A 25743-nucleotide genomic window follows, 5' to 3' on the forward strand; every position below is an offset into this window, starting at 1 on the left:
TTATGGCAAACTAATTAATTAAAGGAAATCTTATGTCTAATACAATGTCTGGTACAGTAAAATGGTTTAACGATGATAAAGGCTTTGGCTTTATCACTCCTAAAGACGGTAGCAAAGACGTATTCGTACACTTTTCAGCGATCCAAAGCGACAGCTTCAAATCTCTGAAAGAAGGCCAAGAAGTTTCATTTTCTATCGAAAATGGCGCTAAAGGTCCAGCAGCAGCGAACGTAACCGCTCTATAATATATTGAGTTTTATTACAGTATATATTGCTGGTGCAATATCAATACAAGTAAAACTTAAAGAACCTCACTTCGGTGGGGTTTTTTTATGTCAATTTTCAGTATATTTAATTTTAAAGTTTATTTATCTACGCGTAAAAAATAACATTATTAAAGTTATGTAAATATTTAATATAATTAATAGATGTGTATTTACCTTAATTACCAGTGAATTTTACAGATAAATACATTAATTAATAAAAAAACTCTTATAATGGTGAAATAAAGGCATTAAGTTATTGTCTTCTCAATCAAAAGAAAGAAAAAATTTTTATTAGAATAAAAGATATCAGATAAATCATAAAAAATAATTTAAGATAAAAAATAAAAGTAATATTTAATGACTTATCTTAAATAATTATTGTCTAATTCAATGTGGCTTAAATGCTTTTTAGTTCCTAAAGGACAAACTTGTGTACGCAAAAAATATTTTTTCATTGCATTTATTACATCCAAAATATTTCTTAACTTGGTTTGGTGTTTTTATTCTTTTTTTATTAGTACAGCTACCTTATTCGTGGTTACTTTTTTTAGGTAAACATCTTGGATTGTTATCTCGTTTCTTTGTCAAAAGAAGAGTTTCTATCATAAAGAAAAATTTAGAATTATGTTTTCCTAATAAAGATGAAAATGAAATTAACAAGCTTGTTATGGACAATTTATCGTCACTAGGTGTCGCATTATTTGAAACAGGTATGGCGTGGTTCTGGAGTGATCGTCGATTAAAAAAACTATTTGAAGTGCAGGGGATCTCCAATTTTACTGATGCTAGTGATAAAAAAGCTGGAATTTTACTCATTGGTATACATTCTATGTCACTAGAATTAGGTGGGCGCATTATGGGGCTTTGTTTCCCTGTAAATGCGATGTATAGGCCACATAATAATAAAGCGATGGAGTTTATCCAAACTAAAGCAAGATGCCGTTCAGATAAAGGCATGATAGATAGACGTAACCTAAAGTTTATGGTTATGGAGCTAAAAAAAGGAAAAGCAATTTGGTTTGCTCCAGACCAAGACTTTGGTTTAAAAGGCACAACATTCTCTCCTTTCTTCTCTGTTGAAAAAACATCAACCTCAAAAGGGGTTGCAATACTCGCGAAACTATCAGGAGCACCTTCTTTAACCGTCACTTTAGTTAGAAATGAAAATCAAAAAGGTAAAAAGTACAGCTTAATCATTGGTAAAGAATTAGTTAATTATCCTTCTGAGGATATTCAAAATGACACAGATAGAATGAATAAGCTGATAGAAACTGAAATTATGAGAGCTCCAGAACAATATTTATGGGCTCACCGTCGTTTTAAAACTCGGCCAGCAGGTGAAGCCAGTTTTTATAATTAATGATTAATATATAAAAAAGACCAACACACTATGTGTTGGTCACAGTAAATACTGGAAGCAATGTGAGCAATGTCGTTGTGAAAAACCAAGTAAAACACTCAACCATTCACAATGGTAAAAGATAATCATTATCACTTGCATTGTCAACCCTAGGATTTGTATGGATTTAGAAGATAGGAATATAAGAATTTTTATAAATGAGTTAAAACAGAGTTAGCAGATATAGAAATAAACTATATCTGCCTAATATATTATAACCATAATAGAAAATACCATTTATATAGTAATGAATTCTAATTCTTGGAAAATATATACTCATTATTTAATAATAAATATTATTTCTATTTAATAGAGATTAATGTTTATTAAAAAATATAGGGTTTTAAAGTTACTATATTAATTATATACGATATCCATTATACCTACATTTTCTTTGATCCAATTTATACTTACTGAACCTTTATTTTCACCTAATTGAGCATTAAATATTTTATTGGGTTCGATTTTATGTAAAGTTTCTTCCATTTCAGTTCCATTCCAGCAATTTGCTTTAAAAGTATTTCCTACTGAGTCCGTCATACAATTTCCCTCTACAATAGAGCCTGTAAATGTGATTGTTCCTGAGCCGATGACTTTATTGTTATTTGCCATAGTTGGAGCTGATAATAAAAGTGTTAAGCAAATACCGATAATAAAATTATTTTTCATTCTATATTCCTCAAATATTCTTTATTTGGTTAACTTTTGATTTGTTTTTTGTGTACGATAAATAAATGTCTATTCGTACCGAGTTGATGGAAGGAATATTAGAGGAAAAAAATATATCAATCTGTAAAAAATCTTGATGGTTAATGACTGCTAGATAAAGATTTATGAATGATTTTTTGAAAACTTCACTAATGGAATAATAAGTAAAATTAGAAGTGGATTGCATAACTATTTGAATGATATGTATTTTGTAAGCTTTGCTTTATTTTCATTAACAAGTTAATTTTATTTAATATTAGTTATATTACTTAATTTTTTTATGATACATTTTGTTGTTAAAACAAAAAATTAATAAATTGAGCTATTTCAAGATGACAAAAAATTTGTCAAAGTATTTCGACGAGATGACTATAAAAGTAAAAATTATATCTTTATTTGATGGTTTTTATCTAGTTGAGTATTGATATCTTAATTTATCACTTTATTATCATTAAAAATAAACGACAAAAAGAGAATAGACTATTTATGCAGAGTTATCATTCGCTATCAGCCCAAGTTTACCAAATAGATAAACCTATAGGGTGTAGTTTTGGTGACGTAGAATATTATCAAGAACGTCTTAAGGACGTTAATGGTAAAATCTTAGAACCCGCCGTGGGAACTGGGCGTATTTTGATCCCTTTATTAAAGGCTGGATTTAATGTAGAAGGGTTTGATCTTTCAGATGAGATGCTTTATTTCTGTATGGAAAATCTAAGAAGAAATGGATATTCTCAAGATAAGGTGACTAAAGATAATTTGTTGACTTTCCAAGTTGAGACACTTGTTGACGCAATAATTATTCCGACTGGGACTTTTTTATTGTTAGATAGCGAAACAAAAGCACTACAGTCACTTCAACAATGCTATAACGCATTAAATCCAGGTGGACGTTTGTTAATTGATATTAGTTTGGCGCATACCTTTACTCAAGGCCAGTGTTCTAGTCGACAATTTGAAACGCCGGAAGGGGATTTAATTACCTTACAGATAGTAAATGCTGAAATAGATTATATTAATCAATTAACAGTATCTCATCACCGTTATGATAAATGGAGAAATGGGAAAATAATTGAAAGTGAATGGGAAGTGTTTAAATTGAAATGGTTTGGTGTGTATGAATTTAAACGACTCCTTGAATCTATTGGTTTTGACAAAATAACAATTTCTGGGGATTATCAATATTTACGTGAACCAAATAACGAAACAGAAATTATTACTTTTGAAGCTTATAAATAGAAATCAAACAGGATATTGACAATAAGGCCATAAAATAATGGCCTTTTTAATATCATTAGTATTTTTTCTGATTTTTTTGAAAAGATCAAAAGTTGTCTTTGCTATGAAAAAAGAAAATAAGAGAACGTTTAATTTGAAAGAAATAGTGATTTTATTTGCCAGAATTAAAGTGAGTTCTTCAGATAAAAAAATCCCCGCACTAGGCGGGGGAAAATTAAATATCTATCAGTGATGAAATACTAAAACCAATAGTAAGGGAAAAAAAGATATCAATCTGTAACAAACTTTTAAAAAAAATAATAAAAATAAGTGTGAAATTAAAAGTGTTTTTTGAAAAAATCATAATTACTTGATATTTTGATAATATAATTAATTGTTTTTAATTGATTTTTAATTTATTAGGGACATTGGGTTGGAGTGTGTAACTAATAATCATGTTAATTTAACAATAAAATTTATATACATTTAGCTAAGAGTATTGATAAATTCCTTAATTTTTAGAACAACAAAAATACGTATTTATAACTATCTTAGGTAAAAATCAGACAATGATAATGATTGATTATTGCCTGATTAGAATAGATGTAAGAAGATGATAGGGTGTCTATCCATTAACTACCATTGTTTTACATCAATCATATTGTTTGGTGGGTATATCTTTGCGATATAAGAAGAAATATTATTACGAATATAAGGACTTTTTTCTTCAGGATACATTTTCCAAGCTTTTTTTAAATAATCCAATAGCTCATTATTGATATAATTTGAACTAGATAATGCCTGGATTGCGCCTAAGCTGATCTCTTCATTTTCAGAGATTATTAGTTCATAAAACGCTGATACTTTATCTTTTAAATTAACATCATGAGAAGCAGCATAAATTGCACTTCTTATTATTTCTACATTTGGGTGAGTAAAGAATGGTTGAAAATCTTCAACTAAAATAGCGTTTAATTTGGTCAAAGAGTAACCGATAAAACGCAATGTATCTTCGTTATTAGTTACTTTAAGTATGGGGAGAAGCCTCTCTTTGAAAAGAGCACATTGATCTTTATATTTAAAGTAAATAATAGGAATAACGATATCTGTTTTTTCATTAAATGGAGCAACTAAAGCTTGCTGAATATAAGGCAGTGCTTGTTCTTTAAAATAGGTAGCTAAAACATTTAATGAAGCTTTATATAGCTCCATATCTTTAGTTTGTAGTTGTTGCTCTAAAAAATCCAAACTGTTGTTGGATAATTCAGGAAGTTTAGTTAGTGAGTTTATTGCACTAATTTTTTTCGTGATATCTTCATTATTTTGGGCAAATTGAAGTAACGTTTCTTCATTACCTCCCATTCGATGACCAAACCAGCTTGTATCATAGCCTAAAATTACTTCATCTAACCAACGTTCATACCATTGTGTAAATGAAGTTTCATAGGAAAATCTGTAAGGAGTATCTGAATTAACCCAATCGGATGTATATAAAATATGACCTTTATAATCTCCATTAACTACTAATAAAAGATCATATTCGCAACCACAAGTACCTAAATAAAGCGTACCTTGATGAACTCTATTGAAAATAGTATCAAAATCTTCATCACTACAGTTTTCGGGTACATTACATAATGCTTTCCATTCATTGATATCCATTTTAGGGCTAAGTAAGCAAGATAAGGAACAATTTAGTATGCCATTCCTATTGATTTGATTGCATCATCAAAAGTATATAGGCCATAGTAAGGACCGGCGCTACCATAAGAGCCTGTACCGCCATTACCAATTTGAGTTACAAAGGTGATATAATCTTCAGGAAATTCACATCCTATTTTTGCTTGTAGCTGATTAACTTTCTCTTTTGATAACGGAGAATTTAGCTGATATTTATGATTATCAGCACCAAACTCTTTATGTTCATGATCAATACTAACAACTAGTGCTAATTTCTCACGGATACGTTCAATAGGATTATCTGCATATTTTTTATTAAGTTGTTCCCATTGTTTCTCTGGTGTTAGCTCTTTATTTTTTCCAATGAACGCGGAAATAAAACCCATAATTTAAAATCCCTATTGATGATATGGCTTATATTATAAAGTGGTTATTTCATAATTATTTTTAGATAGTGATAACCAAATACAATATTATTATCTTACTTAATTTTCACTATAAACTATTTTAATTTCAATAAGATAATAGTATTTTGTATGAAAGCTTATCCTTCATTTAGTGTTAAGTGGCGTATGGTTTTATGCAGATAAAAAAAAGACCAACGCTAGGAGAGTTGGTCAATAAATACTAGAAGCAATGTGAGCAATGTCGTTGTGAAAAACCAAGTAAAATACTCAATTATTCACAAGTTAAAAGATAATCATTATCATTTGATATGTCAACCCTATGAAGATTGTGGTCACTATTTATTCACACTAAAAGCCAATAAGTTCTCTTACTTTACAGAAACCAAAGTAGGAATTTTGTTATTAATAACAATAAGATCACTATTTTCTGATTGCGGACTTATTGTATTTTTAACGGCATTCATTTTTTTCATTTTATTGACTAAATCTTTAAAGTGTTTAGAGCGTAAATGTATCGTTTTCTTAACCATGAGTTTTCTCCTTATTGATGATAGTTATAACGATAATAAGGATATGCTCTAAATGCAAATGATAATTAATATCATTTATTGGTGATGTATAATTTGATGATAAATGCTCATGAGTAGGTAAATAGCATTATTTTGTCTACATTTTTGTGTACAAGTTTCTCATCTTCAGTCTCTTGAAAGAGTGATATTATGAATAATAAAAGGAACTAATAGGAAATTTTTGCGATGGCGTATGATTTGACGAAGAGATTGGTTATAGGGCTTTCTTCTAGTGCATTATTTGATTTACAAGAATCAGATAATATTTTTCGCACGCAAGGGGAGGAAGCCTATCGAAAGTATCAACATAAAATGCAGGATATGCCTTTGAATAAAGGCGTTGCATTTCCTTTTATTAGTCGCCTTTTGAAACTAAATAATATTAGACCTGACGATCCTCTAGTTGAAGTTATTTTGTTATCCAGAAATGATCCCGACACTGGATTAAGAGTGATGAATTCTATTGAACATTATAACTTGGGGATCACCCGAGCTGTATTTCTTCAAGGAAAATCACCTCATATTTATATCCCAGCATTTGATATTGAGTTATTTTTATCTGCTGATCATGATGATGTTTTACAAGCGATTAATGCAAATTATCCAGCAGGGCAGATATTAGCCGGTCATGTTAATGATGATGATGCTGATGAATTAAGAATTGCTTTCGACTTTGATGGTGTGATTGCTGATGATGAAGCGGAGGTTATTTATAAAACTTCAGGCGAGTTATCTCAATTTCATAACCATGAAGCCAAAATGGTTGATGTACCTCATAACCCTGGGCCATTAAAAAAATTCTTACTGCGTATTTCTGACATTCAAAAATTGGAATTAGAGAAAGTAAAACAAGATCCTACTTATATTCCATTACTTAAGATCTCTATTGTTACTGCGCGCAATGCACCATCTCATAAACGTGTTATTAACACGATGAGAGCATGGGGAATTTCTGTCAATGAAGCTTTTTTTATGGGTGGAGTAGAGAAAGCCAATGTTCTGAGAATTTTAAAACCACATATATTCTTTGATGACCAAAAGCTGCATTTAAAATCATCATCTGAATTACCTTCGGTACATATTCCTTTTGGAATAGCTAATAAGAGTGTTGATAATAAATAAGATGATTTTAATAAATTGAGTGTCTGGTATATATAGCATACACTTAATTTTTCTTTTGTCTAATTATGTTTTTAATTCGTTTTAAATAATAAAATCGCTCAATACTGGATCTATTTTATAAGAGTGGTATGGTGTTAAATAATTACTGAAAATTATAAATTTAAAATATTTATAATTAATTTAAAGAGGTTGAAAATTTAATTTAAATAAGGAAAATTGAAGTGGATAATAATCATAAATTTTTTTCTGACGATGTGTGCCCTAAAACTGCATTATATGGCCAATTTTATGGTGATAATCACTATGCTGGTCGAGATTATGAGCGGAAAATATATTTTGGGAATAAATTCCCAAAAACAAAGAAAGGTTTTTATTTTAAAAAATTAATGAATTTTAAATAATAAAAATAACAAGCAAATCTAATAGAGTCATTTTAAATAGAGATATCAATGTGACTTAAACTGATATATAAATTTAAAAATAAATTGATGATTGCGTAACTAATATAATTTACTACGCTGAAAAATAACAGCACAGTAAAATTTATTATTAAATCTTTTCAATACCAATAGGTTGATAACCTTGCCATAAAGGTTTGAAATGTTCATCTGAATTATTTGGTATTAGATGAATGTAAAAATCACCGATTTTGCTCAATAAAACGCAATCATCAACATCTTTCAGATTGTCTTTATGTGTTGTTGCTGACTATCTACTAAAAATGTTGCAATAGCTCTCTCTCTTTAGCTTCATTCGCTGATTTAGCAACAAATAAATCAAACTCATGTAATTGAGCTAGATTTGATGGGGGATAGCCGATAGCCTTCCACATTAACAAAATATAAGTTACAGCAACTATCGCTAGGTTTATCATTAAGAGTAATATTAAATCCATCAACCCAAGTGATTTCTGCATAACCATCAAGATGTATTTTGCCTTTATCTCCAAACCATGCTTCTCTTAATGCAGGTCAAGCATCTGTGGGTTTTTTCTGTTGTTATCGATATATTATTCATTATACAACCGTATTGAGAACAAGTATAAAAATGAAGATGATTAATTTTATGAACTAAATTATTTATTTTTACTCTAAATATATGTTATTAATTTAAAATATTATTTGGAGTAGATATGAGATTACTTATGCTTTTGAGTGTTTTTTTTATTTCTGCTTGCTCATCAACTGGAGTAATAGAATCTCAAGAAAGTAGAAGTCATAAAGAAGATCCATATTCTGATAGCACATTAAATAGTATTAAGGCTAATCAGAATATTTATATTGAGCAGCAACGTAGTAAAGGAAAGTTTTAATCTGTTAAAATAAATGATTACTTTTTGGGCCACCTAAGTGGCCTTTTTATATGCAGAAATATAAAATATGGCAATGTTAATCAGAATTTTTTCAATTTCCTGTGTAAGAATAAGGTACGTATTCTTATTGTAATTGAGGGTATTGAATAATAACTCTATAAAAAATAGTAAAAATAAAAAAGAGAAAACAAAAAATTAATAGAATCTTAAGGTATATGGAGCTATATTTATATTCAGATAATTTATGAGATGAGGCTGTAATGAATAGAAAAGAATTAATTATATTAAAGAAAACTATAATGTAGAGCCGGAGTGTTTATGGACTAAATATCCAAATTATATAGTTTTTAGGCATAATGGTAATTCGAAGTGGTTCGCAGCTATAATGGATGTTCTAGAAAGTAAATTATCTGATATTGGTAGTAGCGATATAGTCGATATTATAAATTTAAAAGTTATGCCAAATCTAACGGGATCATTACGATTGAAAAAAGGAGTATACCCAGCTTACCATATGAATAAAGAGCATTGGGTTTCTATTAGCTTCTCATCTGAATTTGATGATAGCGAATTAAAATCTTTGATTGCTGAAAGCTATAATTTGACACAATAAATTAATAATTTTATTGATATAGTTTACTCAATTTTTAAACAGTTTCTAACTATATGAGTTAAGCTATTACCATAGCTTCTTTCATATATGTCTTTATTGATTTTTATCTGATATTAGTCATTTTAAATGTACTTACATTCTTTTTGAGTAAGCCTCTGAGAATGTAAAAATCGGTGAGTATATAAATTAGCTTGTTAAAAAACGACTTAATTATAATTAGAAAAAGCCTTTCTAATCATAATAATAGTTACTGCCCCCAAGAATATAATAAAGAAAATAAGTGAACTAAATATTAAAAAATTAATATCGTTTTTTTTAAATATCAACATTATCAATAATAAGAACAGAGAAAGTAAAAAGAATTTTTTATTACTATTAATCATGCAATATACGTAAGAAACTAAAATAGATACTAAGAGAAAAGTAAAATAGGCAATAAGTAAAGCAACGAATTCTAGGCTGTTAAAAAAATTAGAAGGTATTTCTTCTTCGTGGAATATTATTGTTAGCACGATAGCGGTTGCTATAAAACTCATTAAATTAAAGATTAAAATAACAAATTTATTAGTATATAAAAATGACAGTTGCTTAAAATAAATAACTTTTATAAAAATCTCTAAAGAAGATATCAATACGATAATACTGATAAAAAAAATAGCAGAAGAAGTTGCTAACCAAATAATATCATCATAGCCAAATGTAGATATACTGAGATAGAGCGATATCACCAAAGATAATACTGGGGATATAAATGTTAACAACTTCTTCTTTTCTTGTTTGTCATTCATATTCCTATCCATCATAAAAACAACCAGATATCAATTAGGCATTAGAGTTTGATAACCGAGTAATTGTACAAGTAGCTCGATTCCATTGGATATCGACACTACTCTGTTTTCAAATACTGAGTGTAATTTGAGGCTGATACTTACTTTAAATTGATATTATTATTTTTTGCCCACTTTCTTAATCTTCCATTAGCGTTAGCATAAGGGGAAGATGTATTAAATGATATCATCCGACCCATTGTCCATTTTTTGTACCATGGTTTACCATACAAAATATCATCTGTTCGTTCATTAATAAGCTTCACAATTTTATTTTTTACAGTCTGAAGTTCTCAGTTACTAGCGAGTCATAATTTAGCTCTCTGTAATCTGAGTAAAATTTTTGAGCGAGAAGACCAAGTTGATTCCACTTATAACCCGTATCTGGAAAATCGATAGGTAGACCTTTGGCATCCGATGTGATCCATTTTACAACAAGAGCATTCCACCCGAGCAAATACGAAACAAGATCACGAACACTCATCTCTGTTCCTTTGGCGTGCCCATCCATTGAGTGTTCTGAAGTGATTTCTGCTGGGATTATATTAAGGTAACTAATTAATTTATTGAAATTTTTATCAATAGCCAAGAGTAATTCAACTTTTGTTTGTGGTACGCTCATAAGGAATTCCATCTCATTAAAATAGAGAAACCATAAGGGATGTATAGTGTTTGAAAACAAATTAATTATGTACTATCTACCACAATATGGGAAAGACTCTTTTATAAACAGTGTAACCGTTGATTTTTTAATAAAATTAGATCTCTATTTTTAAATAGTGGGTAAATAATAATCGGTATATAGCCGAAGAATGGATAAAGACTGTAATTAAAAGAGCAGAAATAAAAGAAAATTTTATAAATTCTCTATATTTAACTTATGTTGTGCGTAATTACTAAAATACACTCTAAATAGATAATTGTAGAAAATAAAAGGATTTGTAATGGAAAAAGTGAGTTGTACCAAGTTTTCCAAAAAATAGAAAATGACATTGATAACAATGCTGATTCAGGAAACGCTTTAAAGTTATTTGAAGTGTATAATGAAACGGCATTTTGGGTAGAAGTCGAAGCAAATGAATCCATAACATCAAAAATTAAGTTATCAATTTATGAGACTGAAGGTGAGAATAGACCATTTCTCAATGCCTATATAGCAGATCCTGATTCAGAATTTCCTCCTGAGGACATAAAAAATTTAAGAATAATGAATTAACCACGTTTCGTAAGTTCACTGGCTTTGACATTATGTTCTTTAGGGCATCATCTGTTCCATTTGATTTAATGGTAATAGAAAATGAAGATGAAATGTTTCCAATTACTGGGGAGATGTTTGATGCTTATGCAACTTACATTATGAATGCCAACTCTTCGGAACATAATGATAAGGTTAAAGCTATTTCTGCTAAGTCTAAATTAATTGAGAAAGGTGGGCCATCCATTCTTATTTGGCTTCTACTAGCTGTCATATTTCTATTGATAGTATTTTCTTTATTTGTTTTATAAACTTAGCTAATGATTTAAACAAATTTCTAGTATAGAAACAGGGCGAGAATTGAGCTTTAACTAGGGTAAATCTGATGGGGGTTTTACCAGAGTTTTACCCCAGTTTTACCCCTCGTAAATTTCAGACATAAAAAAACCAACCGTAAGTGGTTGGTTTTTCTAAAGAATTTTGGTCGGCATGATAGGATTTGAACCTACGACCCCCGACACCCCATGACGGTGCGCTACCAGGCTGCGCTACATGCCGTTTGTGCCCTGTATATTACTGTTTTTGAGTGCTAAAGCAACCCTTAGCTGATTAAGTGACGTAATTTTGTGCGTCACTTAATAGCGTTAGCGTTCAATAAAACGCTTCTGTTCAGCCAGAACTTGCAGTAATAATTTTAAATCAGGTTTTGCAGAACTGATCTCTTGTCCTGATTTATCAAATAAAGCGTATCGACCATGCTTATCTATCAACAAAGTATTATCTTGTAAAAAGACTACGAATGCCTCTTCATCACCTGTGAAAATCCATGGATGATTACGAGTGCTTGCAAATAAATCTTCACCTTGTGAATAGTTGTCTGCTGGACTAATGACATGTAAAACATGCTGCATCAAGGTTGTCATAACATCTTGATGGCTTGTCATTCGATCAATAACCTGCGGCGTCATATTTGGCCAGTGTATCATTAATGGCACCTGTGACTGGCTTAAATTAAAGGTGGTCTTATCTGACAGCCATTGATTAATTTGCTTCTTATTATTGTCTTGATGATAGTTAGAAGTGACAACCACAACAGTATTATCTAGCACTTTGGTTTCTTGTAATGTCTTAAATATTGTCTCTAATTGATCATTTAATGTGGCACGTTGAGACGCATTATTGGTATGACCATTAATTTGTAAGAAGGAGAACCAAGGTGTTGTTTGGTTGTTTTTGACTAACCAATTACTCCAACTATCAATAGTGGCATTATTATTACCACTGCGTGACGTTGGGAGGGAGAAATCTGATAGCACAGCTTGTTTAAACAGTGGTGTTTGGAAACCATTCGTTGAAAACATGGCTAATTGATAGTTTCGATAACTTAACGCATCGAAAAGTGCAGAGTTCTTTCTGCTACTTAATACACTGTCTAAATAAGAAGGTGAAATACCATAAAATAGCCCAAATAATGCAGTATCATTATTAATACCTGATGAATAATGACGCGAAAAATAAAGGTTATTTTGTGCAAATTGTTGCAAGCTTGGCAATTCAGGCACTTCTTCAGTCCCTAAACCATCAACCACCACCACCAGCAAGTTATAAGAATAGGTATCCTTGGCATAGATTAACGGAGCAAGAGGATAGGTGATACCTTGTGCTGCTGGATTACCTTCACTGATAACACGTTGCTCATATTCTGATTGATTAATAAAACCGTGGCGCTCAAGGAATTTACGCGCTGTCATTGGATAGGATAACGGCAAATTAGCACGTTGCATGGTGATTGGGCGATAAAAGTTAGCGTCAGCCCAAATTGACATAGAGTGGGATACTATAAAGCAAGTAATAAAGACACCTGCTAATGGTTTACCCCAGCGTTGGCGGTTTAAACTGCGTAATTTTTGCCAACTCCATGTTGCAAAAAGCATTTCAATCAGAAAAATGATGGGGATGCCAATGAAAATAAGTTGCCATTCGCGCGCCATTTCACCTTCATCTGGGTTAATCACGAGATCCCAAACAAGTTGAGTCAAATGGAGTTGAAATTGCTGGTAAACGGCGATATCAAAAATAAGGATAGTTAATCCTGCACTGGCAAGGGCACAGGAAATAACTCTAAGTAGCCGTTGAGAAACAGCGACAAAGGTGAGAGGGAAAAGGATGAGTATATAGATAGCAAAGACAATAAAACTAAAATGTCCCATCCAACTCACAATAGCGTAAAAACGACCAGCAAAAGTTGCAGGCCAATCAGAAATAAACAGGTAACGGCTTCCAAGCAGTAAGCTTAGAATAATATTAAATAGCGCAAACCAGTGACCCCAACTGATCATTTGGGATACTTTTTCACGATAGGACTGAGGTCTCGTTACCATGTCTATAAATAATTTTTCTATGTTTATTAGTGAATATTGCCTTCATCAATTGAAGCACGCAATGCGTGAACAAAAGAGTCAGCAATCAGCATTCGTTGAGCAGGGGCAATACTTGTATTAATTAAGTTTGTCACCATGTTCCCCAACACCATCAAAGAAAGATCTGTAGGAGTATGATGTTTTTCAAGAACGCTGACAAGTTCTGCAAGTAATTGCTCAACTTGTTCATCACTATAACGGGATTTTTGTGGCATAAAATCTGAATTCCTACTAAATGAATAAAACGCTATATATTACCGTATTACTAGGGCTTTTTCCGCTATTAAATTAATTAATTTTCCCTTGATACTGAAAGTAGGGAGTGTTTGAATACGCGCACGAGAAAGAGACGCAATAGAAGAGGACGACCATGAGTCTAGATATTAACCAATTAGTTTTGCATCAACTTATTAAGCGAGATGAGCAGACATTAGAAGTTGTGCTACGTGATTCACTCTTAGAAATTGAACCTGTTGTTCAGGAAATGATTGAAGAGTTACATCGTGTATACAGTGCAAAAAGTAAAGCTTATGGTCTGTTTAATGAAGAAAGTGAATTAGCAGAAGCGCTGCGTTTACAACGTAAAGGTGAAGAGAACTTTTTAGGTTTTTCACGAGCAGCAACGGTGAGACTAAAAGATGAATTAGCAAAATACCCTTTTGCAGAAGGTGGTACCGTTCTATTTTGTCATTATCGCTATTTAGCGGTGGATTACCTTTTAATTGCTGTACTGAGTAGTTGTAACAGTATGTGGGTAAACGACAGTCTAGATGTGTCATCAACACGTTATTTAGATATTCCTCATGCAGATATTATTGCTCGTATCGATTTAACTGAGTGGGAAACCGCTCCCGACTCTTTACGTTATTTAACGTTTTTAAAAGGTCGAGTTGGACGTAAAGTCTCTGATTTCTTTATGGACTTTTTAGGTGCGCAAGAAGGTTTAAACGCCAAAGTTCAGAATAAAGGCTTATTACAAGCAGTTGATGATTTCTGCGAAGCTTCAGAAATGGGCAAACAAGAGCGTCAAACTTGTCGTGAGCAAGTATATAGCTACTGTAATGAGCAATTACAATCTGGCGAAGAAATTGCCTTAACGGAGCTTGCTGAAGAATTACCGTCTCTAGGCGACCAAAACTTCGCTCAATTTACTGAAGAAAAAGGCTATGAATTAGCTGAAACATTTCCAGCAGATCGCAGTACATTACGTCAACTGATGAAGTATTCAGGAAGTGGTGGTGGATTAACTGTGAATTTTGATGCGAAATTATTAGGGGAGAGAATATTCTGGGATCCAGCAACAGATACGCTCACCATTAAAGGAACACCACCTAATTTACGTGATCAGCTACAACGCAGAGCATCAGAAAAATAATTAAGTAGTAGAAACAAATAACGCCACATTAAGTGGCGTTATATGCTCGGCGTCCCGAAAAATAAAGCTCGAAGGGTGGCTTATTAAGCGCGCAGGAAGTCGATATGAGTAATTTTTGGCTTATACTCGTGACGTTGCACTGCTTTAACTTTAACTTTAGTTTCTTTGCCATCGATAACCAGGTTTACGAAATCTGAATAGAATTCTGATTTGTGTTCTTGGTTGATAACTTCGTTGTGATCTAAATCGATAGCGATTGGCTCTTCATTTCCGCCATAAACGATAGCAGGAAAACGGTTAGCCACACGCAGGCGGCGGCTCGCACCCTTACCCTGCTCTTTACGTACAGTTGCATTAATAGTTAACATCTTTTTTCTCTTATGAAAAAGAAAGAAAATACATACTTGTTACAGGCGACCCAGCAACAAGCTCGAGATTTGGTTTATCTAAAAATAGATAAAGCGGGGCGCATTTTAACGAAAAAGTCCTCTAACAGCAAATATAAATCCAGATTAATACAAGGTGTCTGCTTTTCGATAGCGGCCAGTATAGTCAAAAATCTTATTTCTTATCTTCCAGAAGCTCTCTTTTTTACCTTTATGAGCCACAATAAAGTCAGGGTGACGCAACAAATCAAATTGCTTAATAATATCGTTGGCATTATGCCAAACAAAAGGAACGCCTGGTGCGCGTTGATGTTCACGTAAAAATTTTAATTCAAATACTTTTCGTTGAGCGGGGGTTGTTAGTCGAAAACGTTCAGAGACGGAGGTGCCTTCTTCATCGTAATAATTAATTTCTAACCATTCACCTTTAACATCATTTCCCGATTTAAATTGCATTCCACCACAACGTAAGACTAATGCTCCTTTGAGTTTTAATGCTGCTTTGAGCATATCATCAGGATCAACTAAGATCTCATCACAATGAACACAGCGACGTGCTGCAATATCATTTTCCTCATTGCAATGAGGGCACAATTTAAAGCGAAAACGAAATTCACACTGTTGTTTTTGCCCTTGTTCATTGAGTTCCCAACCTTGGCAACGGCGACCATAATGTTCAATGATATCGCCATCAGCATCTACAATGCCCCAAAATGTGTTGGCAAATTGGCAAATAGGACAGAAAACTTGTACCGGCTTACTATTCGGATTGGGTTTTTTAGTACCGACTTCGGGTAGATAGAGATCGTGAGGGTTACCTGCATAATCTAAAATCAGGCATTCTGTTTTTCCTGCAAATAATCTTAATCCTCGTCCTACAATTTGCTGGTATAAACTAACAGACTCAGTGGGGCGTAAGATAGCGATTAAATCAACATGAGGTGCATCGAAACCTGTTGTTAGCACGGCAACATTAACCATATAACGTAATTGTTGCTGTTTAAAACGGGAAATAAGATAGTCACGTTCAGAAGAGGGGGTATCAGCACTGACTAATGCTGCTTCATCTTGTGGTAAAAGAGAAAGGATCTCTTTTGCATGTTCAACCGTTGCCGCAAATATCATTACACCTCGGCAACTTTGTGCATATTCAATAATTTGAGCAACAATATGAGGTGTGATGCGTTTTTGTCTCTTTATTTCTCGGTTTAGATCTTCTTCATTAAATATCCCATTTTGACTTGTTCTTACTTGGCTAAAGTCATATTGCAAAATAGGCATATCTAGGCGAGTTGGCGGAACTAAAAAATGATTGTTTATCATATAGCGTAAAGGCAATTCATAAATGCAATCACGAAAAAAGCAATCTTCATCACCTCTGATCATACCGTGATAATGATATTGATAAATCCAGCCTGTAGGTAAACGATAAGGTGTTGCAGTTAATCCTAAGATCCGTAATTGTGGATTAATGGATTGTAATTGTTTAATGACTTGCTGATATTGGCTATCTTCAGACAAACTAATGCGATGGCATTCATCAATAATAAGAAGAGAAAAAGTATCACTAAATTGCGATAAATTACGGGCAACAGATTGAACACTGCCGAAAACTACTTTTCCGCTACTCTCTTTTTGTTGTAAGCCCGCAGCAAAAATATCCGCAGATAGACCATAAGCCTCATATTTGCTATGGTTCTGCTCTACTAATTCTTTTACGTGTGCTAAAACCAAGACACGTCCGCGCGCTCTTTTAGCTAGTTCAGCAATCACTAAACTTTTTCCTGCGCCAGTAGGTAATACAATCACCGCAGGTGTATTGTGTTGGCGAAAATAAGAGATTGTCGCGTTAACAGCGTCAAGTTGATAAGGTCTGAGTGTAAAAGCCATAACTCTACATAAGAAATCAAACGGGGCGTCAGCGTAACATTTTTTTATAAGTAGCGCGAATAAGGGAGGAGTAAAGGGCGTGATAGTTTATTTATAAATTAATTAGTTGTTTTATTGTTAATATTCATTTTTAATAGATACCTCATATCAGATGGTATTCTTCCATTTTTCAGAGAAATTCATGCGATTAGATAAATTTTTGTCCCAGCAATTGGGTATTAGCCGTAGCTTGATCCTTCGTGAATTAAGAGCAGGGCTTGTAACAATTGATGGCGAAATGGTGAAAAGCGGTTCAACCAAAATTGCGCCAGAGCAAGAAGTAGCTTACGACGGTAATGTCTTAACTCAAATTTTAGGGCCTCGTTACTTTATGTTGAATAAGCCAATCGGCTATGTGTGTTCAACAGACGATCCTGTTAATCCAACTATTCTTTATTTTATTGATGAACCGTTGGCTCATAAGTTACATGCAGCTGGGCGTTTAGATATTGATACAACCGGGCTTGTTTTATTAACAGATAATGGTCAATGGTCACACCGTATTACGGCGCCAAAACATCACTGTGAGAAAACTTATTTGGTTACGCTAGAAGAGCCAATTGCAGAAGGTGTCGCTGAACAATTCCAAAAAGGTGTTCAACTTAACGGTGAAAAAGATCTAACAAAACCAGCCACGTTAGAAATTATTACACCAACAGAAGTCAAACTTACTATTAGTGAAGGTAAATACCACCAAGTAAAACGTATGTTTGCAGCAGTGGGTAATCATGTAAGTGCTTTACATCGTGAGCGTATTGGGGATATCTCATTAGATGAGACTTTAGCTGAGGGCGAATATCGTCCATTAACAGAAGAAGAGATCAACAGCATTCACCTACCTCAATAATTATTATTTATCCTGTCGTTTTTGGGAGTTTATCTGCGTGCAACAGCAACGTTCGTCGTACCTTAGTCTCATTTTAATACTGGGACTTATTTCCATGCTTATGCCATTGGCTATAGATATGTATTTGCCAAGTTTACCCACTATCGCGCAAGATTTTGGTGTGCCCAGTGGCAAAGTGCAAATGACATTAAGTATCTATATTTTTGGTTTTGCTATTGGGCAATTAGTCTATGGTCCTATGGCTGATAGTTTGGGACGTAAGCCTGTCATTTTGGGCGGCGTGATTGTTTTTGCTTTTGCCTCTAGTGCATGTGCATTATCTGAATCAATAGATATGCTAATTGGTATGCGTTTTTTACATGGTTTTGCAGCAGCTGCGGCAAGTGTTGTGATTAACGCATTGATGAGAGACATGTTCTCTAGAGATGATTTCTCTAGAAGTATGTCTTTTGTTGCACTTGTTATGACCATCGCACCTTTATTAGCGCCACTATTAGGTGCTTGGGTGATGAACTGGTTTTCATGGCATGCTATTTTTTGGAGTATTGCGATAGCTGCTGTGATTGCATCTGCATTAATTGCTTTTTATATTCCAGAAACCTTGCCAAAAGAGCGTCGTCAACGCTTTAGCTTAAGAGTGACATTTAGCCAATTTATTAGTCTGTTTAGAACACGTCGTGTCCTTTGTTATATTTTGGCTTCAGGATTTTCTTTTGCTGGCATGTTTTCATTCCTTAGTGCTGGCCCTTTTGTCTATATCGAATTACATGGCATTCCATTTGATCAGTTTGGATTATATTTTGGCTTTAATATCATCTTCTTAATTGTAATGACAAGCATCAATGGGCGATATGTTCGCCGATTTGGTGCATTGAAGATGTTGCGCCTAGGCTTAACGATTCAATGTGTTATGGGGATCTTTTTATTGCTGGTGGTCGCTTTTAATTTACATTTCTATTTCCTTGTTGTGGGTGTAGCAATGTATGTGGGTGGGATTGCGATGATAACATCGAATGCGATGGCTGTTATTCTTGATGACTATCCTCATATGGCGGGGACGGTTTCTTCTCTTGCTGGAACAGTTCGTTTTGGTGTAGGTGCTTTAGTAGGAACAGCTATTGCTATGTTACCAGCAAAATCAGAATGGCCAATGGTAAGCTCTATGGCATTTTGTGTATTGTTTGCTATGGGTTTCATCTTACTTGCACGTCGTTATAAATAAGAATATCACGCTATAAATAACAGAAATTTATAGCGTGCTCCTCTTTTTCTGCCTCTGTTTCCTCTAAAAACACCACATTTTCCTCTGCTGTATTTCATGAATCGTTTCAAATTAGTGTGATTTTTTGATTTGAATCAATACTTGATGTTGTTATTTTGTTAAATTGAGTAAAATTTATTTTAATAATCATCTATTATTGTTTTGTTGATATGAAGTATCGTGATAAAAATTGATGGATTGTTTTACTTGAATGCGTAATATTTTATACAATTATTTTATATGGTTGATAAAATGTTAAATAAATGAAAGAATAATTGAAGAGATTAAGCATCACAGGTATGAATACCTGTAAATACTAAACTAAATGAATGGTTTGATACGTCTCTTCGCTTTCTTGTAAAATAATTGTAACAATTGTATTCTATAGTTAACAAAGTTCTAATATGCGTGTGAGCAAGTCAGTTCAAACTCGTATTGATGATGTATTAAATTAACGTGTTGATGAAACAGGATTGATTTGTGGATAATGTACAACTTTCGGTAGTTCATAAGCTGCCGCTGAGTTATCGGTGGCTAGCAGGCTTTACGGGCACAAGAGTAGAAATACTGCCTGAAAATGATGCTGGAAAGCAAAATACGCTGATTGGCTTAAAGTTGTTAAGTCATGATGGTATGACACTGGGTGAAGCAATACAGAATTTGCGTCAGTATCTGAGTAATCTTCATATTGAGAGCGTTGTGATTGAATGGGATGGCGCTCCTTGCCTTTTCCTTCATAGTGACGATGAATGTGCTGCTTTATGTTGCTTAAAAAATGCTGGTGTCGCTATTGCTGAGCCATTCCCAACGGCATATTCTTATTTATAACACTTACTTAATGTTATAAAACCAACGAAGCCATTGTGTGGTTTAAGTATGATAAAGAATATAAAAAAAAGCCTCATTAATTAATGAGGCTTTTTTATTGCATTAAGATATAAGGGAATTAATTATCTTAATACATTTTGCGAAAGGTTGTTTTCAACAAGTGCGGCATCATTATTTTCTATAACACGTCTTGCTGCATAAAAACGTTTATTCCAGTAGGTATTAGACATTTCAGACACTGTTACACCATTGCTGGTGGATGCATGTACAAATTTATCATTACCGATGTAAATTCCAACATGGCGCATAGTACGGCCTGTTTTGAATAGAACGAGATCGCCTGCTTGTAATTTTGATTTATTAACCTGAGTACCAGAGAATTGTTGGTCTGAGGTTGAGCGAGGGAGTTCTACACCGAATTGGTCAATAAAGGTTCTTTGAACAAAGGCAGAACAATCGATGCCTTTTTTAGTGTCTCCACCTAAACGATAAGCGACGCCTTTCCAGTCTGCATATTGGTCAAGTATCTTAGATTTTATATCGAGATTCTTCACCAATGATTCAAATTCATCTTGTGATGCTTGGGAAATAGATGTGCTTGATGATGTATTAAGTGGGGTGGTGCTTGAATTCGCTAAGCGTGAATTTGCGTTCTGTGAGCTACATGCCGATAGCGTAGCTACAACAATGAACGCCGGTATGAGCTTAAGCATTCTCATATACGGTTTTGTTCTCATTGTGACAGATTTCCCTTACATCCTTACGTGCAGAAGTGCACCTGAATTATTCACCAAATAACCAGAGAATATAGTGTAATTTAACTCTGGCAACCTTATTTCGCGAAAAACGTGCTCTAAAGCACGTAAATATCTACATTAAACAATAAATAATGAGGAAACCACAAAAGTGTACAGAAATAGGGACTAAATGGCGAGAGAAAAGAAGCTTAATTTACAAAACATTAGATAATAAAGTGCTAATACTTAAAATAGATCTCATTTTGTCATAATAATATCATTTAACTGTCAAAAAATGACCAAAAGAATAAGTGCAAATATCACACTTATTCTCTTTTAATTAATTAGGTGGGTTTTCTTTTTTATTTTTAAAAGGAAGGGTCTTTTCCAGTTTCCTAATAATAGCATCAGATAATGGTGTTATTAATAACCAACTTGTGGCGATCAACGTTAAAGAAACAGAGCCCACTAAGATATCAGAAGCCCAGTGTGCCCCCGCCATAACACGCGGTAGTGAGAATACAACGGTAATAAGAAGTGCGCATAAAAAAGAGCGAAACGATAGATAACGTAATATAAAACTACAAAAGATAAGTAGCATTAAGCCGTGATCACCAGGAAAGCTGTCACCCGAGGCATCTTTTGTCGGAATACCGGTCACAATACCTACCCTATGTACATTTTCAAAATGAAGTGTCGGACTGGGTCTTTCAATTGGAATATTTTGTCCAATTTGATTGATGAGTACGGCACTAATTACCATCACTAATCCTACAATTATAAGATGGCGTTTGCCCCTATAATCTTTCTTACGAAATGTATGGTAATAAAGTGCACCCATTGCCAATAAAATAACTAAATCAAACTTTCTGTTATTGATATAAGCAACAAAAGTCGCAAAAAAACTATCAGGTAACAGGTGCTGATTAAAAAAATAAAAAATCTGGGTATCAATTGATAGCCAGATTCCATGCTGTGCAGGAAGATACCAAGAGAGAAAAATAATTAATCCTGTGAGATTAAGTAAAAAAATAACAAGTGCTTTTTGGCGAAAATTAGAAAGTTTCATAGTAATAAAATGGCAAGTTTTAAGTTTTTTGTGATGCCTGTCACAAAAATTCAAAGTTTAATGATAGGACTATAGTCAAAATAAAAAAATATATCTTTGCAATTTATCGCTTAAGTGGATGTTATTTTTTTGTTTCTTTTTTGTTGTACCTCGTTAATCTCTACTTAACCTAAATTTTAGGTGTTTTTTTTCAATAGTCGTAATTTGAGTAATTTATAATTGTTTTCTATTCTTTAATTAAAGATAAAAGTTAAATAAAAAAAGTTACAGGCCGATATTAGTTATGTCTTTAATAACATATTGGCTTGTGACTCCTTACACTCCAATAACAAAGGAGATTCAAAATGAAAAAGATATATATTACAGCTATATGCTTATCTTTATTATTTAGCATTCCATCTTTTAGTAAAGAAAATAAAGTTATCGGCTCTGGAACTATCACTTTTGTTGGTGCAATTGTTGAGGGTAATTGTTTAATGGATACAGATAAAAACACTTTTAAAACAAGTTGTTGGAACGGTAGTGAAATGCAAGAATCTCAATATCAGTTAGAAAGGAATAAGCACTTTAGCTCTAAATTGATTAACAATAAAGGTTCTATGAATATTAAATGGATAAATGATCATTTAGCTATAATGAATGTTGTTTATAACTAAATTTTCATTTTTAAATAATAAAAATTATAGAGTTAATTAAATATTTTTTAATGCTTCTCTATAGTGTTATTTATTATTTTAAATATTTGGCTTAAGTTTAATCAACGTTGATTTCTTATTTATAAATATCGAGCGTTTATATTTGATAGACATCAAATATTCTTCTTATGTCTATATGAATGTCATATTTTATTGCTATGATGAAAATATGTCGGGTAGGTGTGATCCCCATACCTGCTAGCGCAAACAAGAAGTGAGGTCGTTATGAGAAAATATCTGACCGTAGTATGCAGTCTTCTCGTTTCCAGTTCGATATCATTGGCTTGGGCGTCTGATCCCATGCAAACAACAGGGCAGATTTATCTGCGGGGTGCGATTGTGGATCCTGCATGTGAAATGAATTTTACATTTGATAAAGCTGAATACCAATGTTACAAACACAACAAAGTGTTTACATCTACTCAACCCATCATTCCAGCGTCTTTTGATAAATCCCAACAAACTATTATTTTGCCTCAAGATATGGGTAAGGCTGAGATCCGTTGGATGGATGATACCCAAAAGAATGGTGTTATTGACGTTCAGTATTTTTAAGGCATCTGTGGGGAAATAGAAGTAGGTAGTAAAGATAAACAAGTCAAATAATCGTTTGTCACATTGGGTTTCTTTACGATTATCTGACCTATTTAAAGCAACATTAGCTATGCGCTAATGAGTAGAGTTTTTGACTGTTGATTAGTCAGCACGGCCCATATAGCGACGTTCAGCAATATGAATGCGAATTTTATCGCCAGTAGAAAGATATTCAGGAACCTGAATAACTAACCCTGTTGGTAATGTCGCAGGTTTAGTACGAGCACTTGCAGATGCGCCTTTAATACCTGGAACAGTTTCAACAATTTCCATATCAACAGTTTGTGGCAGTTCTAATGCTAAAACTTGACCATCCATTGTTAATACTTGCATTCCCGCTAAGCCTTCCTCAGGAATAAACAGTAATTCATCTTCGATTTGATCTTTTTTGAAGGTATATGGTGTGTAATCTTCATTATCCATAAAGATATACTCATCACCATCGATGTAAGAAAAGCTAACAGCACGACGTGTTAAGCTGATGGTATCAATCATATCATCGCCTTTAAAACGCTCTTCTACTTTCTGGCCTGTACGGATATCCGTAAAACGCATTTTGTACAGCGTACTTGCGCCACGAGCACTTGGTGCTTGGATGTCGATATCTTTTACCAGTAATAATTTGTTGTTATAACTAACAGCCATACCACGTTTAATTTCATTGGCTTTTGCCATATAAAACCTTCCATTAAATAACATTGACGATAATGGCGACAAAATTACTCGCAGTGCAGAAACTTGGCAAGTTATTCGCTCATTTTTTTATAAGATTTGATGAAAAAATAAAGCCAGCTCAAGTATGGGCTGGCTTTAGATATTAACTTTTAGAAAAGAAATTAACGGTAGATAGGAAGAAGATTAAAGTTCGCTAAAATATGTGCACTGGCATTGATAACACCAAATAAAATAACAAAACCAATCATAAACATACCACCAGGAGCTTTAAAACTTTGACTTTGATTACGTTCACGACTTGCTTTTGCCATTAATGCAGGGATAATCGCAGCCCAAATCGTTGCTGCAAGTCCTGCAAAACCAATGGCATATAAGAAACCATCAGGAAAAATGATTGCTAAAATAGTCGGTGGTATAAATGTGACTAATGCAGATTTAAATCGACCGCTTCTTGTATTTGAAAACTTAAAGAAGTCCGCTAAGTAATCGAATAATCCTAATGACACGCCTAAGAATGAACTTGCTAATGCCATATAAGAGAACAAGTCTAATAACATTGATACAGTGGCATTGGCGGTTGTTGAACGCATTTGTGCTAATAAGTTACCAATATTTCCACCATCAGCAATTACCTGCTTGAAACCTTCGCGAGGAATATTACCTTGTACAACAAACTGCCATAAAATATAAATCGCCAGTGAAATCAATGTGCCAATAAGCAAGCTTTTCATGACGGCTTTGCCATCTTTACGATAGTACGTTACTAAACCTGGAATATTGCCGTGATAACCAAACGAGGTTAGTAAATAAGGTAACGCAGCTAAAGCATAAGGTAAGTAACTCGCATTGTTTTCATTGGTATTAAATAACACAGGCATTTTTACTTCCGTAAATAAGCCACCAATGGCTAACACAAAGGCGATTACCATACCGCCAATTAAAATAGTGCTTAGTCTATCTACTGAACGTGTTGATAACCAAACAAAGAAAGCAACAATTAAGGCAAAGACTAAGCCGGCAATGGCTTGTGGTACGCTGATCATACCTGCAAAGTTTTGCACGATAATGGAACTGCCAGCAGAAATATAAGCGTAAGTTAAAATATAAAGAACAAACGCAATCGATAGTCCATTAATCGTACTCCAGCCTTTTCCTAATAAGTCTTTGGTAATGGTATGAAAGCTTGATCCCAAAGGATAATGAAGGTTTACTTCTAAGATCATTAACCCAGACATAAATAAACAAAACCAGGTGTAGATCAGAAGAAAAATAGAACCAGTAAACCAGACACCGGAAGTCACAATAGGAATGGAAAACATGCCTGCACCCACAGCGGTACCTGCAATGATCATTGCGCCACCAAGTACGGATGGACGCTTTGTTATTGACGTGACTTCTGACATAAGATGTCCTTATAAAATTGACTCAATGTACTAGCTTGATGGTGTAAAGAATACACGTTTGCTATAAAGGTGTAAATAGAGGTTATTGTGCTTTATAAAAGAAAAAAGTGAGTAAAAATAATACAGTAGAAAAAGGGGGTTATATAAATCAATGGATTAGTGTGAGAATTATTAGAAATGATAAAGAAACACAGCGATAAATAAGTGA

General features: G+C 33.4%; 29 protein-coding genes, 1 tRNA gene and 1 pseudogene. 15 read left to right on the forward strand and 16 right to left on the reverse strand.

Features of this window, described 5'->3' with window-relative positions; translation table 11 throughout:
* Positions 1-32: 32 nt before the first annotated feature.
* Positions 33-245 (forward strand): transcription antiterminator/RNA stability regulator CspE, encoded by a 213-nt coding sequence (cspE, locus tag GWJ01_RS11610; protein WP_109393669.1) that lies wholly within the window; start codon positions 33-35, stop codon positions 243-245.
* Positions 246-696: 451 nt separating this feature from the next.
* Entirely contained in the window at positions 697-1626 is a 930-nt protein-coding gene (gene lpxL / locus GWJ01_RS11615; RefSeq protein WP_109393670.1) for an LpxL/LpxP family Kdo(2)-lipid IV(A) lauroyl/palmitoleoyl acyltransferase, read from the forward strand.
* Between the two features lie 396 nt (positions 1627-2022).
* Here lpxL and GWJ01_RS11620 read toward each other — a convergent pair whose 3' ends face one another.
* A complete protein-coding gene (locus GWJ01_RS11620; RefSeq protein ID WP_109402738.1) occupies positions 2023-2334 on the reverse strand; it encodes a hypothetical protein in 312 nt (103 codons plus the stop codon).
* Between the two features lie 525 nt (positions 2335-2859).
* Here GWJ01_RS11620 and GWJ01_RS11625 point away from each other — a divergent pair.
* Positions 2860-3612 carry a class I SAM-dependent methyltransferase gene (locus tag GWJ01_RS11625; protein ID WP_109402737.1) on the forward strand — a complete coding sequence of 251 codons (753 nt, stop codon included), beginning with the start codon at positions 2860-2862 and terminating at the stop codon, positions 3610-3612.
* Between the two features lie 615 nt (positions 3613-4227).
* Here GWJ01_RS11625 and GWJ01_RS11630 read toward each other — a convergent pair.
* The 3 genes from GWJ01_RS11630 to GWJ01_RS18725 form a co-directional block, all read right to left on the reverse strand.
* Entirely contained in the window at positions 4228-5253 is a 1026-nt protein-coding gene (locus tag GWJ01_RS11630) for an SMI1/KNR4 family protein (protein WP_109402736.1), read from the reverse strand.
* 32 nt (positions 5254-5285) lie between these two features.
* Positions 5286-5657, reverse strand: a complete 372-nt coding sequence (locus GWJ01_RS11635; protein ID WP_109402735.1) for an SMI1/KNR4 family protein — start codon at positions 5655-5657, stop codon at positions 5286-5288.
* 389 nt (positions 5658-6046) lie between these two features.
* Complete coding sequence (locus tag GWJ01_RS18725; RefSeq protein ID WP_167392438.1) at positions 6047-6208, reverse strand: hypothetical protein; 162 nt, start codon at positions 6206-6208, stop codon at positions 6047-6049.
* A gap of 225 nt (positions 6209-6433) precedes the next feature.
* Here GWJ01_RS18725 and GWJ01_RS11640 point away from each other — a divergent pair, with 225 nt between their 5' ends.
* Together GWJ01_RS11640 and GWJ01_RS11645 are read left to right on the forward strand one after the other, a co-directional pair.
* Entirely contained in the window at positions 6434-7369 is a 936-nt protein-coding gene (locus GWJ01_RS11640) for a 5'-nucleotidase (RefSeq protein WP_109393676.1), read from the forward strand.
* Between the two features lie 221 nt (positions 7370-7590).
* Complete coding sequence (locus GWJ01_RS11645; RefSeq protein ID WP_109393677.1) at positions 7591-7770, forward strand: hypothetical protein; 180 nt, start codon at positions 7591-7593, stop codon at positions 7768-7770.
* A 314-nt stretch (positions 7771-8084) separates the two neighbouring features.
* On the opposite strand, the gene GWJ01_RS19055 is transcribed toward GWJ01_RS11645, so the two are convergent.
* The gene (locus GWJ01_RS19055; RefSeq protein ID WP_392487185.1) at positions 8085-8291 is read right to left on the reverse strand and encodes a hypothetical protein; all 207 of its coding nucleotides are present in this window, start codon (positions 8289-8291) and stop codon (positions 8085-8087) included.
* 210 nt (positions 8292-8501) lie between these two features.
* Here GWJ01_RS19055 and GWJ01_RS11655 point away from each other — a divergent pair, with 210 nt between their 5' ends.
* Together GWJ01_RS11655 and GWJ01_RS11660 are read left to right on the forward strand one after the other, a co-directional pair.
* Positions 8502-8681: a hypothetical protein gene (locus tag GWJ01_RS11655; protein ID WP_109402734.1), complete on the forward strand. Its 180-nt coding sequence runs from the start codon at positions 8502-8504 to the stop codon at positions 8679-8681.
* 283 nt (positions 8682-8964) lie between these two features.
* The gene (locus GWJ01_RS11660; RefSeq protein ID WP_337247769.1) at positions 8965-9294 is read left to right on the forward strand and encodes an MmcQ/YjbR family DNA-binding protein; all 330 of its coding nucleotides are present in this window, start codon (positions 8965-8967) and stop codon (positions 9292-9294) included.
* A 206-nt stretch (positions 9295-9500) separates the two neighbouring features.
* On the opposite strand, the gene GWJ01_RS11665 is transcribed toward GWJ01_RS11660, so the two are convergent.
* On the reverse strand, positions 9501-10082 hold the full coding sequence (locus GWJ01_RS11665; protein WP_109402732.1) for a hypothetical protein: 582 nt from the start codon (positions 10080-10082) through the stop codon (positions 9501-9503).
* A 140-nt stretch (positions 10083-10222) separates the two neighbouring features.
* A pseudogene (locus GWJ01_RS11670) lies at positions 10223-10743 on the reverse strand (ClbS/DfsB family four-helix bundle protein).
* 336 nt (positions 10744-11079) lie between these two features.
* Here GWJ01_RS11670 and GWJ01_RS11675 point away from each other — a divergent pair.
* Positions 11080-11337, forward strand: coding sequence for a hypothetical protein (locus tag GWJ01_RS11675; protein ID WP_109402731.1), 258 nt, complete (start codon positions 11080-11082; stop codon positions 11335-11337).
* Positions 11338-11369: 32 nt separating this feature from the next.
* Positions 11370-11627 (forward strand): hypothetical protein, encoded by a 258-nt coding sequence (locus GWJ01_RS11680; RefSeq protein WP_109402730.1) that lies wholly within the window; start codon positions 11370-11372, stop codon positions 11625-11627.
* Between the two features lie 170 nt (positions 11628-11797).
* Here GWJ01_RS11680 and GWJ01_RS11685 read toward each other — a convergent pair.
* The 3 genes from GWJ01_RS11685 to GWJ01_RS11695 form a co-directional block, all read right to left on the reverse strand.
* A tRNA-Pro gene (locus tag GWJ01_RS11685) sits at positions 11798-11874 on the reverse strand.
* Between the two features lie 86 nt (positions 11875-11960).
* The gene (gene yejM / locus GWJ01_RS11690) at positions 11961-13697 is read right to left on the reverse strand and encodes an LPS biosynthesis-modulating metalloenzyme YejM (RefSeq protein WP_109393683.1); all 1737 of its coding nucleotides are present in this window, start codon (positions 13695-13697) and stop codon (positions 11961-11963) included.
* A 26-nt stretch (positions 13698-13723) separates the two neighbouring features.
* Positions 13724-13951 carry a YejL family protein gene (locus GWJ01_RS11695; RefSeq protein WP_004247042.1) on the reverse strand — a complete coding sequence of 76 codons (228 nt, stop codon included), beginning with the start codon at positions 13949-13951 and terminating at the stop codon, positions 13724-13726.
* Positions 13952-14106: 155 nt separating this feature from the next.
* On the opposite strand from GWJ01_RS11695, the gene yejK reads away from it, so the two are divergent.
* Positions 14107-15111: a nucleoid-associated protein YejK gene (gene yejK, locus GWJ01_RS11700; RefSeq protein ID WP_099074944.1), complete on the forward strand. Its 1005-nt coding sequence runs from the start codon at positions 14107-14109 to the stop codon at positions 15109-15111.
* 83 nt (positions 15112-15194) lie between these two features.
* Here the strand turns inward: yejK and rplY are convergent, their stop codons facing one another.
* Positions 15195-15479 (reverse strand): 50S ribosomal protein L25, encoded by a 285-nt coding sequence (rplY, locus tag GWJ01_RS11705; RefSeq protein ID WP_006537318.1) that lies wholly within the window; start codon positions 15477-15479, stop codon positions 15195-15197.
* Between the two features lie 144 nt (positions 15480-15623).
* A complete protein-coding gene (locus GWJ01_RS11710; protein ID WP_109402729.1) occupies positions 15624-17387 on the reverse strand; it encodes a DEAD/DEAH box helicase in 1764 nt (587 codons plus the stop codon).
* Between the two features lie 181 nt (positions 17388-17568).
* Here GWJ01_RS11710 and rsuA point away from each other — a divergent pair, with 181 nt between their 5' ends.
* From rsuA to GWJ01_RS11725, 3 genes are all read left to right on the forward strand, one after another.
* The gene (rsuA, locus tag GWJ01_RS11715; RefSeq protein WP_109402728.1) at positions 17569-18273 is read left to right on the forward strand and encodes a 16S rRNA pseudouridine(516) synthase RsuA; all 705 of its coding nucleotides are present in this window, start codon (positions 17569-17571) and stop codon (positions 18271-18273) included.
* 37 nt (positions 18274-18310) lie between these two features.
* Entirely contained in the window at positions 18311-19495 is a 1185-nt protein-coding gene (locus GWJ01_RS11720; RefSeq protein WP_337247768.1) for a Bcr/CflA family multidrug efflux MFS transporter, read from the forward strand.
* A 519-nt stretch (positions 19496-20014) separates the two neighbouring features.
* The gene (locus tag GWJ01_RS11725) at positions 20015-20362 is read left to right on the forward strand and encodes a YejG family protein (RefSeq protein WP_109402727.1); all 348 of its coding nucleotides are present in this window, start codon (positions 20015-20017) and stop codon (positions 20360-20362) included.
* Positions 20363-20484: 122 nt separating this feature from the next.
* Here the strand turns inward: GWJ01_RS11725 and mepS are convergent, their stop codons facing one another.
* Together mepS and GWJ01_RS11735 are read right to left on the reverse strand one after the other, a co-directional pair.
* A complete protein-coding gene (gene mepS, locus GWJ01_RS11730) occupies positions 20485-21099 on the reverse strand; it encodes a bifunctional murein DD-endopeptidase/murein LD-carboxypeptidase (RefSeq protein ID WP_098943463.1) in 615 nt (204 codons plus the stop codon).
* Between the two features lie 340 nt (positions 21100-21439).
* Complete coding sequence (locus GWJ01_RS11735; protein ID WP_161711113.1) at positions 21440-22168, reverse strand: phosphatase PAP2 family protein; 729 nt, start codon at positions 22166-22168, stop codon at positions 21440-21442.
* Positions 22169-22512: 344 nt separating this feature from the next.
* Here GWJ01_RS11735 and GWJ01_RS11740 point away from each other — a divergent pair, with 344 nt between their 5' ends.
* A complete protein-coding gene (locus tag GWJ01_RS11740; RefSeq protein WP_109393687.1) occupies positions 22513-22824 on the forward strand; it encodes a hypothetical protein in 312 nt (103 codons plus the stop codon).
* Positions 22825-23163: 339 nt separating this feature from the next.
* Positions 23164-23418, forward strand: a complete 255-nt coding sequence (locus GWJ01_RS11745) for a hypothetical protein (RefSeq protein WP_226892311.1) — start codon at positions 23164-23166, stop codon at positions 23416-23418.
* Between the two features lie 141 nt (positions 23419-23559).
* Here GWJ01_RS11745 and yeiP read toward each other — a convergent pair whose 3' ends face one another.
* On the reverse strand, positions 23560-24132 hold the full coding sequence (gene yeiP, locus GWJ01_RS11750) for an elongation factor P-like protein YeiP (protein ID WP_098943455.1): 573 nt from the start codon (positions 24130-24132) through the stop codon (positions 23560-23562).
* A 161-nt stretch (positions 24133-24293) separates the two neighbouring features.
* The gene (gene mtr / locus GWJ01_RS11755) at positions 24294-25535 is read right to left on the reverse strand and encodes a tryptophan permease (protein WP_109393688.1); all 1242 of its coding nucleotides are present in this window, start codon (positions 25533-25535) and stop codon (positions 24294-24296) included.
* Positions 25536-25743 lie beyond the last annotated feature (208 nt).

Source organism: Proteus sp. G2618 (assembly GCF_009915995.1).
GTDB lineage: Bacteria > Pseudomonadota > Gammaproteobacteria > Enterobacterales > Enterobacteriaceae > Proteus > Proteus terrae.

Excerpts from the sequence above, each read along its gene's own strand:
- cspE (WP_109393669.1), top strand. The coding sequence starts at position 33 with ATGTCTAATACAATGTCTGGTACAGTAAAATGGTTTAACGATGATAAA.
- GWJ01_RS11620 (WP_109402738.1), bottom strand. The coding sequence starts at position 2,334 with ATGAAAAATAATTTTATTATCGGTATTTGCTTAACACTTTTATTATCA.
- GWJ01_RS11625 (WP_109402737.1), top strand. The coding sequence starts at position 2,860 with ATGCAGAGTTATCATTCGCTATCAGCCCAAGTTTACCAAATAGATAAA.
- GWJ01_RS11630 (WP_109402736.1), bottom strand. The coding sequence starts at position 5,253 with ATGGATATCAATGAATGGAAAGCATTATGTAATGTACCCGAAAACTGT.
- GWJ01_RS11635 (WP_109402735.1), bottom strand. The coding sequence starts at position 5,657 with ATGGGTTTTATTTCCGCGTTCATTGGAAAAAATAAAGAGCTAACACCA.
- GWJ01_RS18725 (WP_167392438.1), bottom strand. The coding sequence starts at position 6,208 with ATGGTTAAGAAAACGATACATTTACGCTCTAAACACTTTAAAGATTTA.
- GWJ01_RS11640 (WP_109393676.1), top strand. The coding sequence starts at position 6,434 with ATGGCGTATGATTTGACGAAGAGATTGGTTATAGGGCTTTCTTCTAGT.
- GWJ01_RS19055 (WP_392487185.1), bottom strand. The coding sequence starts at position 8,291 with ATGGTTATGCAGAAATCACTTGGGTTGATGGATTTAATATTACTCTTA.
- GWJ01_RS11655 (WP_109402734.1), top strand. The coding sequence starts at position 8,502 with ATGAGATTACTTATGCTTTTGAGTGTTTTTTTTATTTCTGCTTGCTCA.
- GWJ01_RS11665 (WP_109402732.1), bottom strand. The coding sequence starts at position 10,082 with ATGAATGACAAACAAGAAAAGAAGAAGTTGTTAACATTTATATCCCCA.
- GWJ01_RS11680 (WP_109402730.1), top strand. The coding sequence starts at position 11,370 with ATGTTCTTTAGGGCATCATCTGTTCCATTTGATTTAATGGTAATAGAA.
- yejM (WP_109393683.1), bottom strand. The coding sequence starts at position 13,697 with ATGGTAACGAGACCTCAGTCCTATCGTGAAAAAGTATCCCAAATGATC.
- GWJ01_RS11695 (WP_004247042.1), bottom strand. The coding sequence starts at position 13,951 with ATGCCACAAAAATCCCGTTATAGTGATGAACAAGTTGAGCAATTACTT.
- yejK (WP_099074944.1), top strand. The coding sequence starts at position 14,107 with ATGAGTCTAGATATTAACCAATTAGTTTTGCATCAACTTATTAAGCGA.
- rplY (WP_006537318.1), bottom strand. The coding sequence starts at position 15,479 with ATGTTAACTATTAATGCAACTGTACGTAAAGAGCAGGGTAAGGGTGCG.
- GWJ01_RS11710 (WP_109402729.1), bottom strand. The coding sequence starts at position 17,387 with ATGGCTTTTACACTCAGACCTTATCAACTTGACGCTGTTAACGCGACA.
- rsuA (WP_109402728.1), top strand. The coding sequence starts at position 17,569 with ATGCGATTAGATAAATTTTTGTCCCAGCAATTGGGTATTAGCCGTAGC.
- mepS (WP_098943463.1), bottom strand. The coding sequence starts at position 21,099 with ATGAGAACAAAACCGTATATGAGAATGCTTAAGCTCATACCGGCGTTC.
- GWJ01_RS11735 (WP_161711113.1), bottom strand. The coding sequence starts at position 22,168 with ATGAAACTTTCTAATTTTCGCCAAAAAGCACTTGTTATTTTTTTACTT.
- GWJ01_RS11740 (WP_109393687.1), top strand. The coding sequence starts at position 22,513 with ATGAAAAAGATATATATTACAGCTATATGCTTATCTTTATTATTTAGC.
- GWJ01_RS11745 (WP_226892311.1), top strand. The coding sequence starts at position 23,164 with ATGCAAACAACAGGGCAGATTTATCTGCGGGGTGCGATTGTGGATCCT.
- yeiP (WP_098943455.1), bottom strand. The coding sequence starts at position 24,132 with ATGGCAAAAGCCAATGAAATTAAACGTGGTATGGCTGTTAGTTATAAC.
- mtr (WP_109393688.1), bottom strand. The coding sequence starts at position 25,535 with ATGTCAGAAGTCACGTCAATAACAAAGCGTCCATCCGTACTTGGTGGC.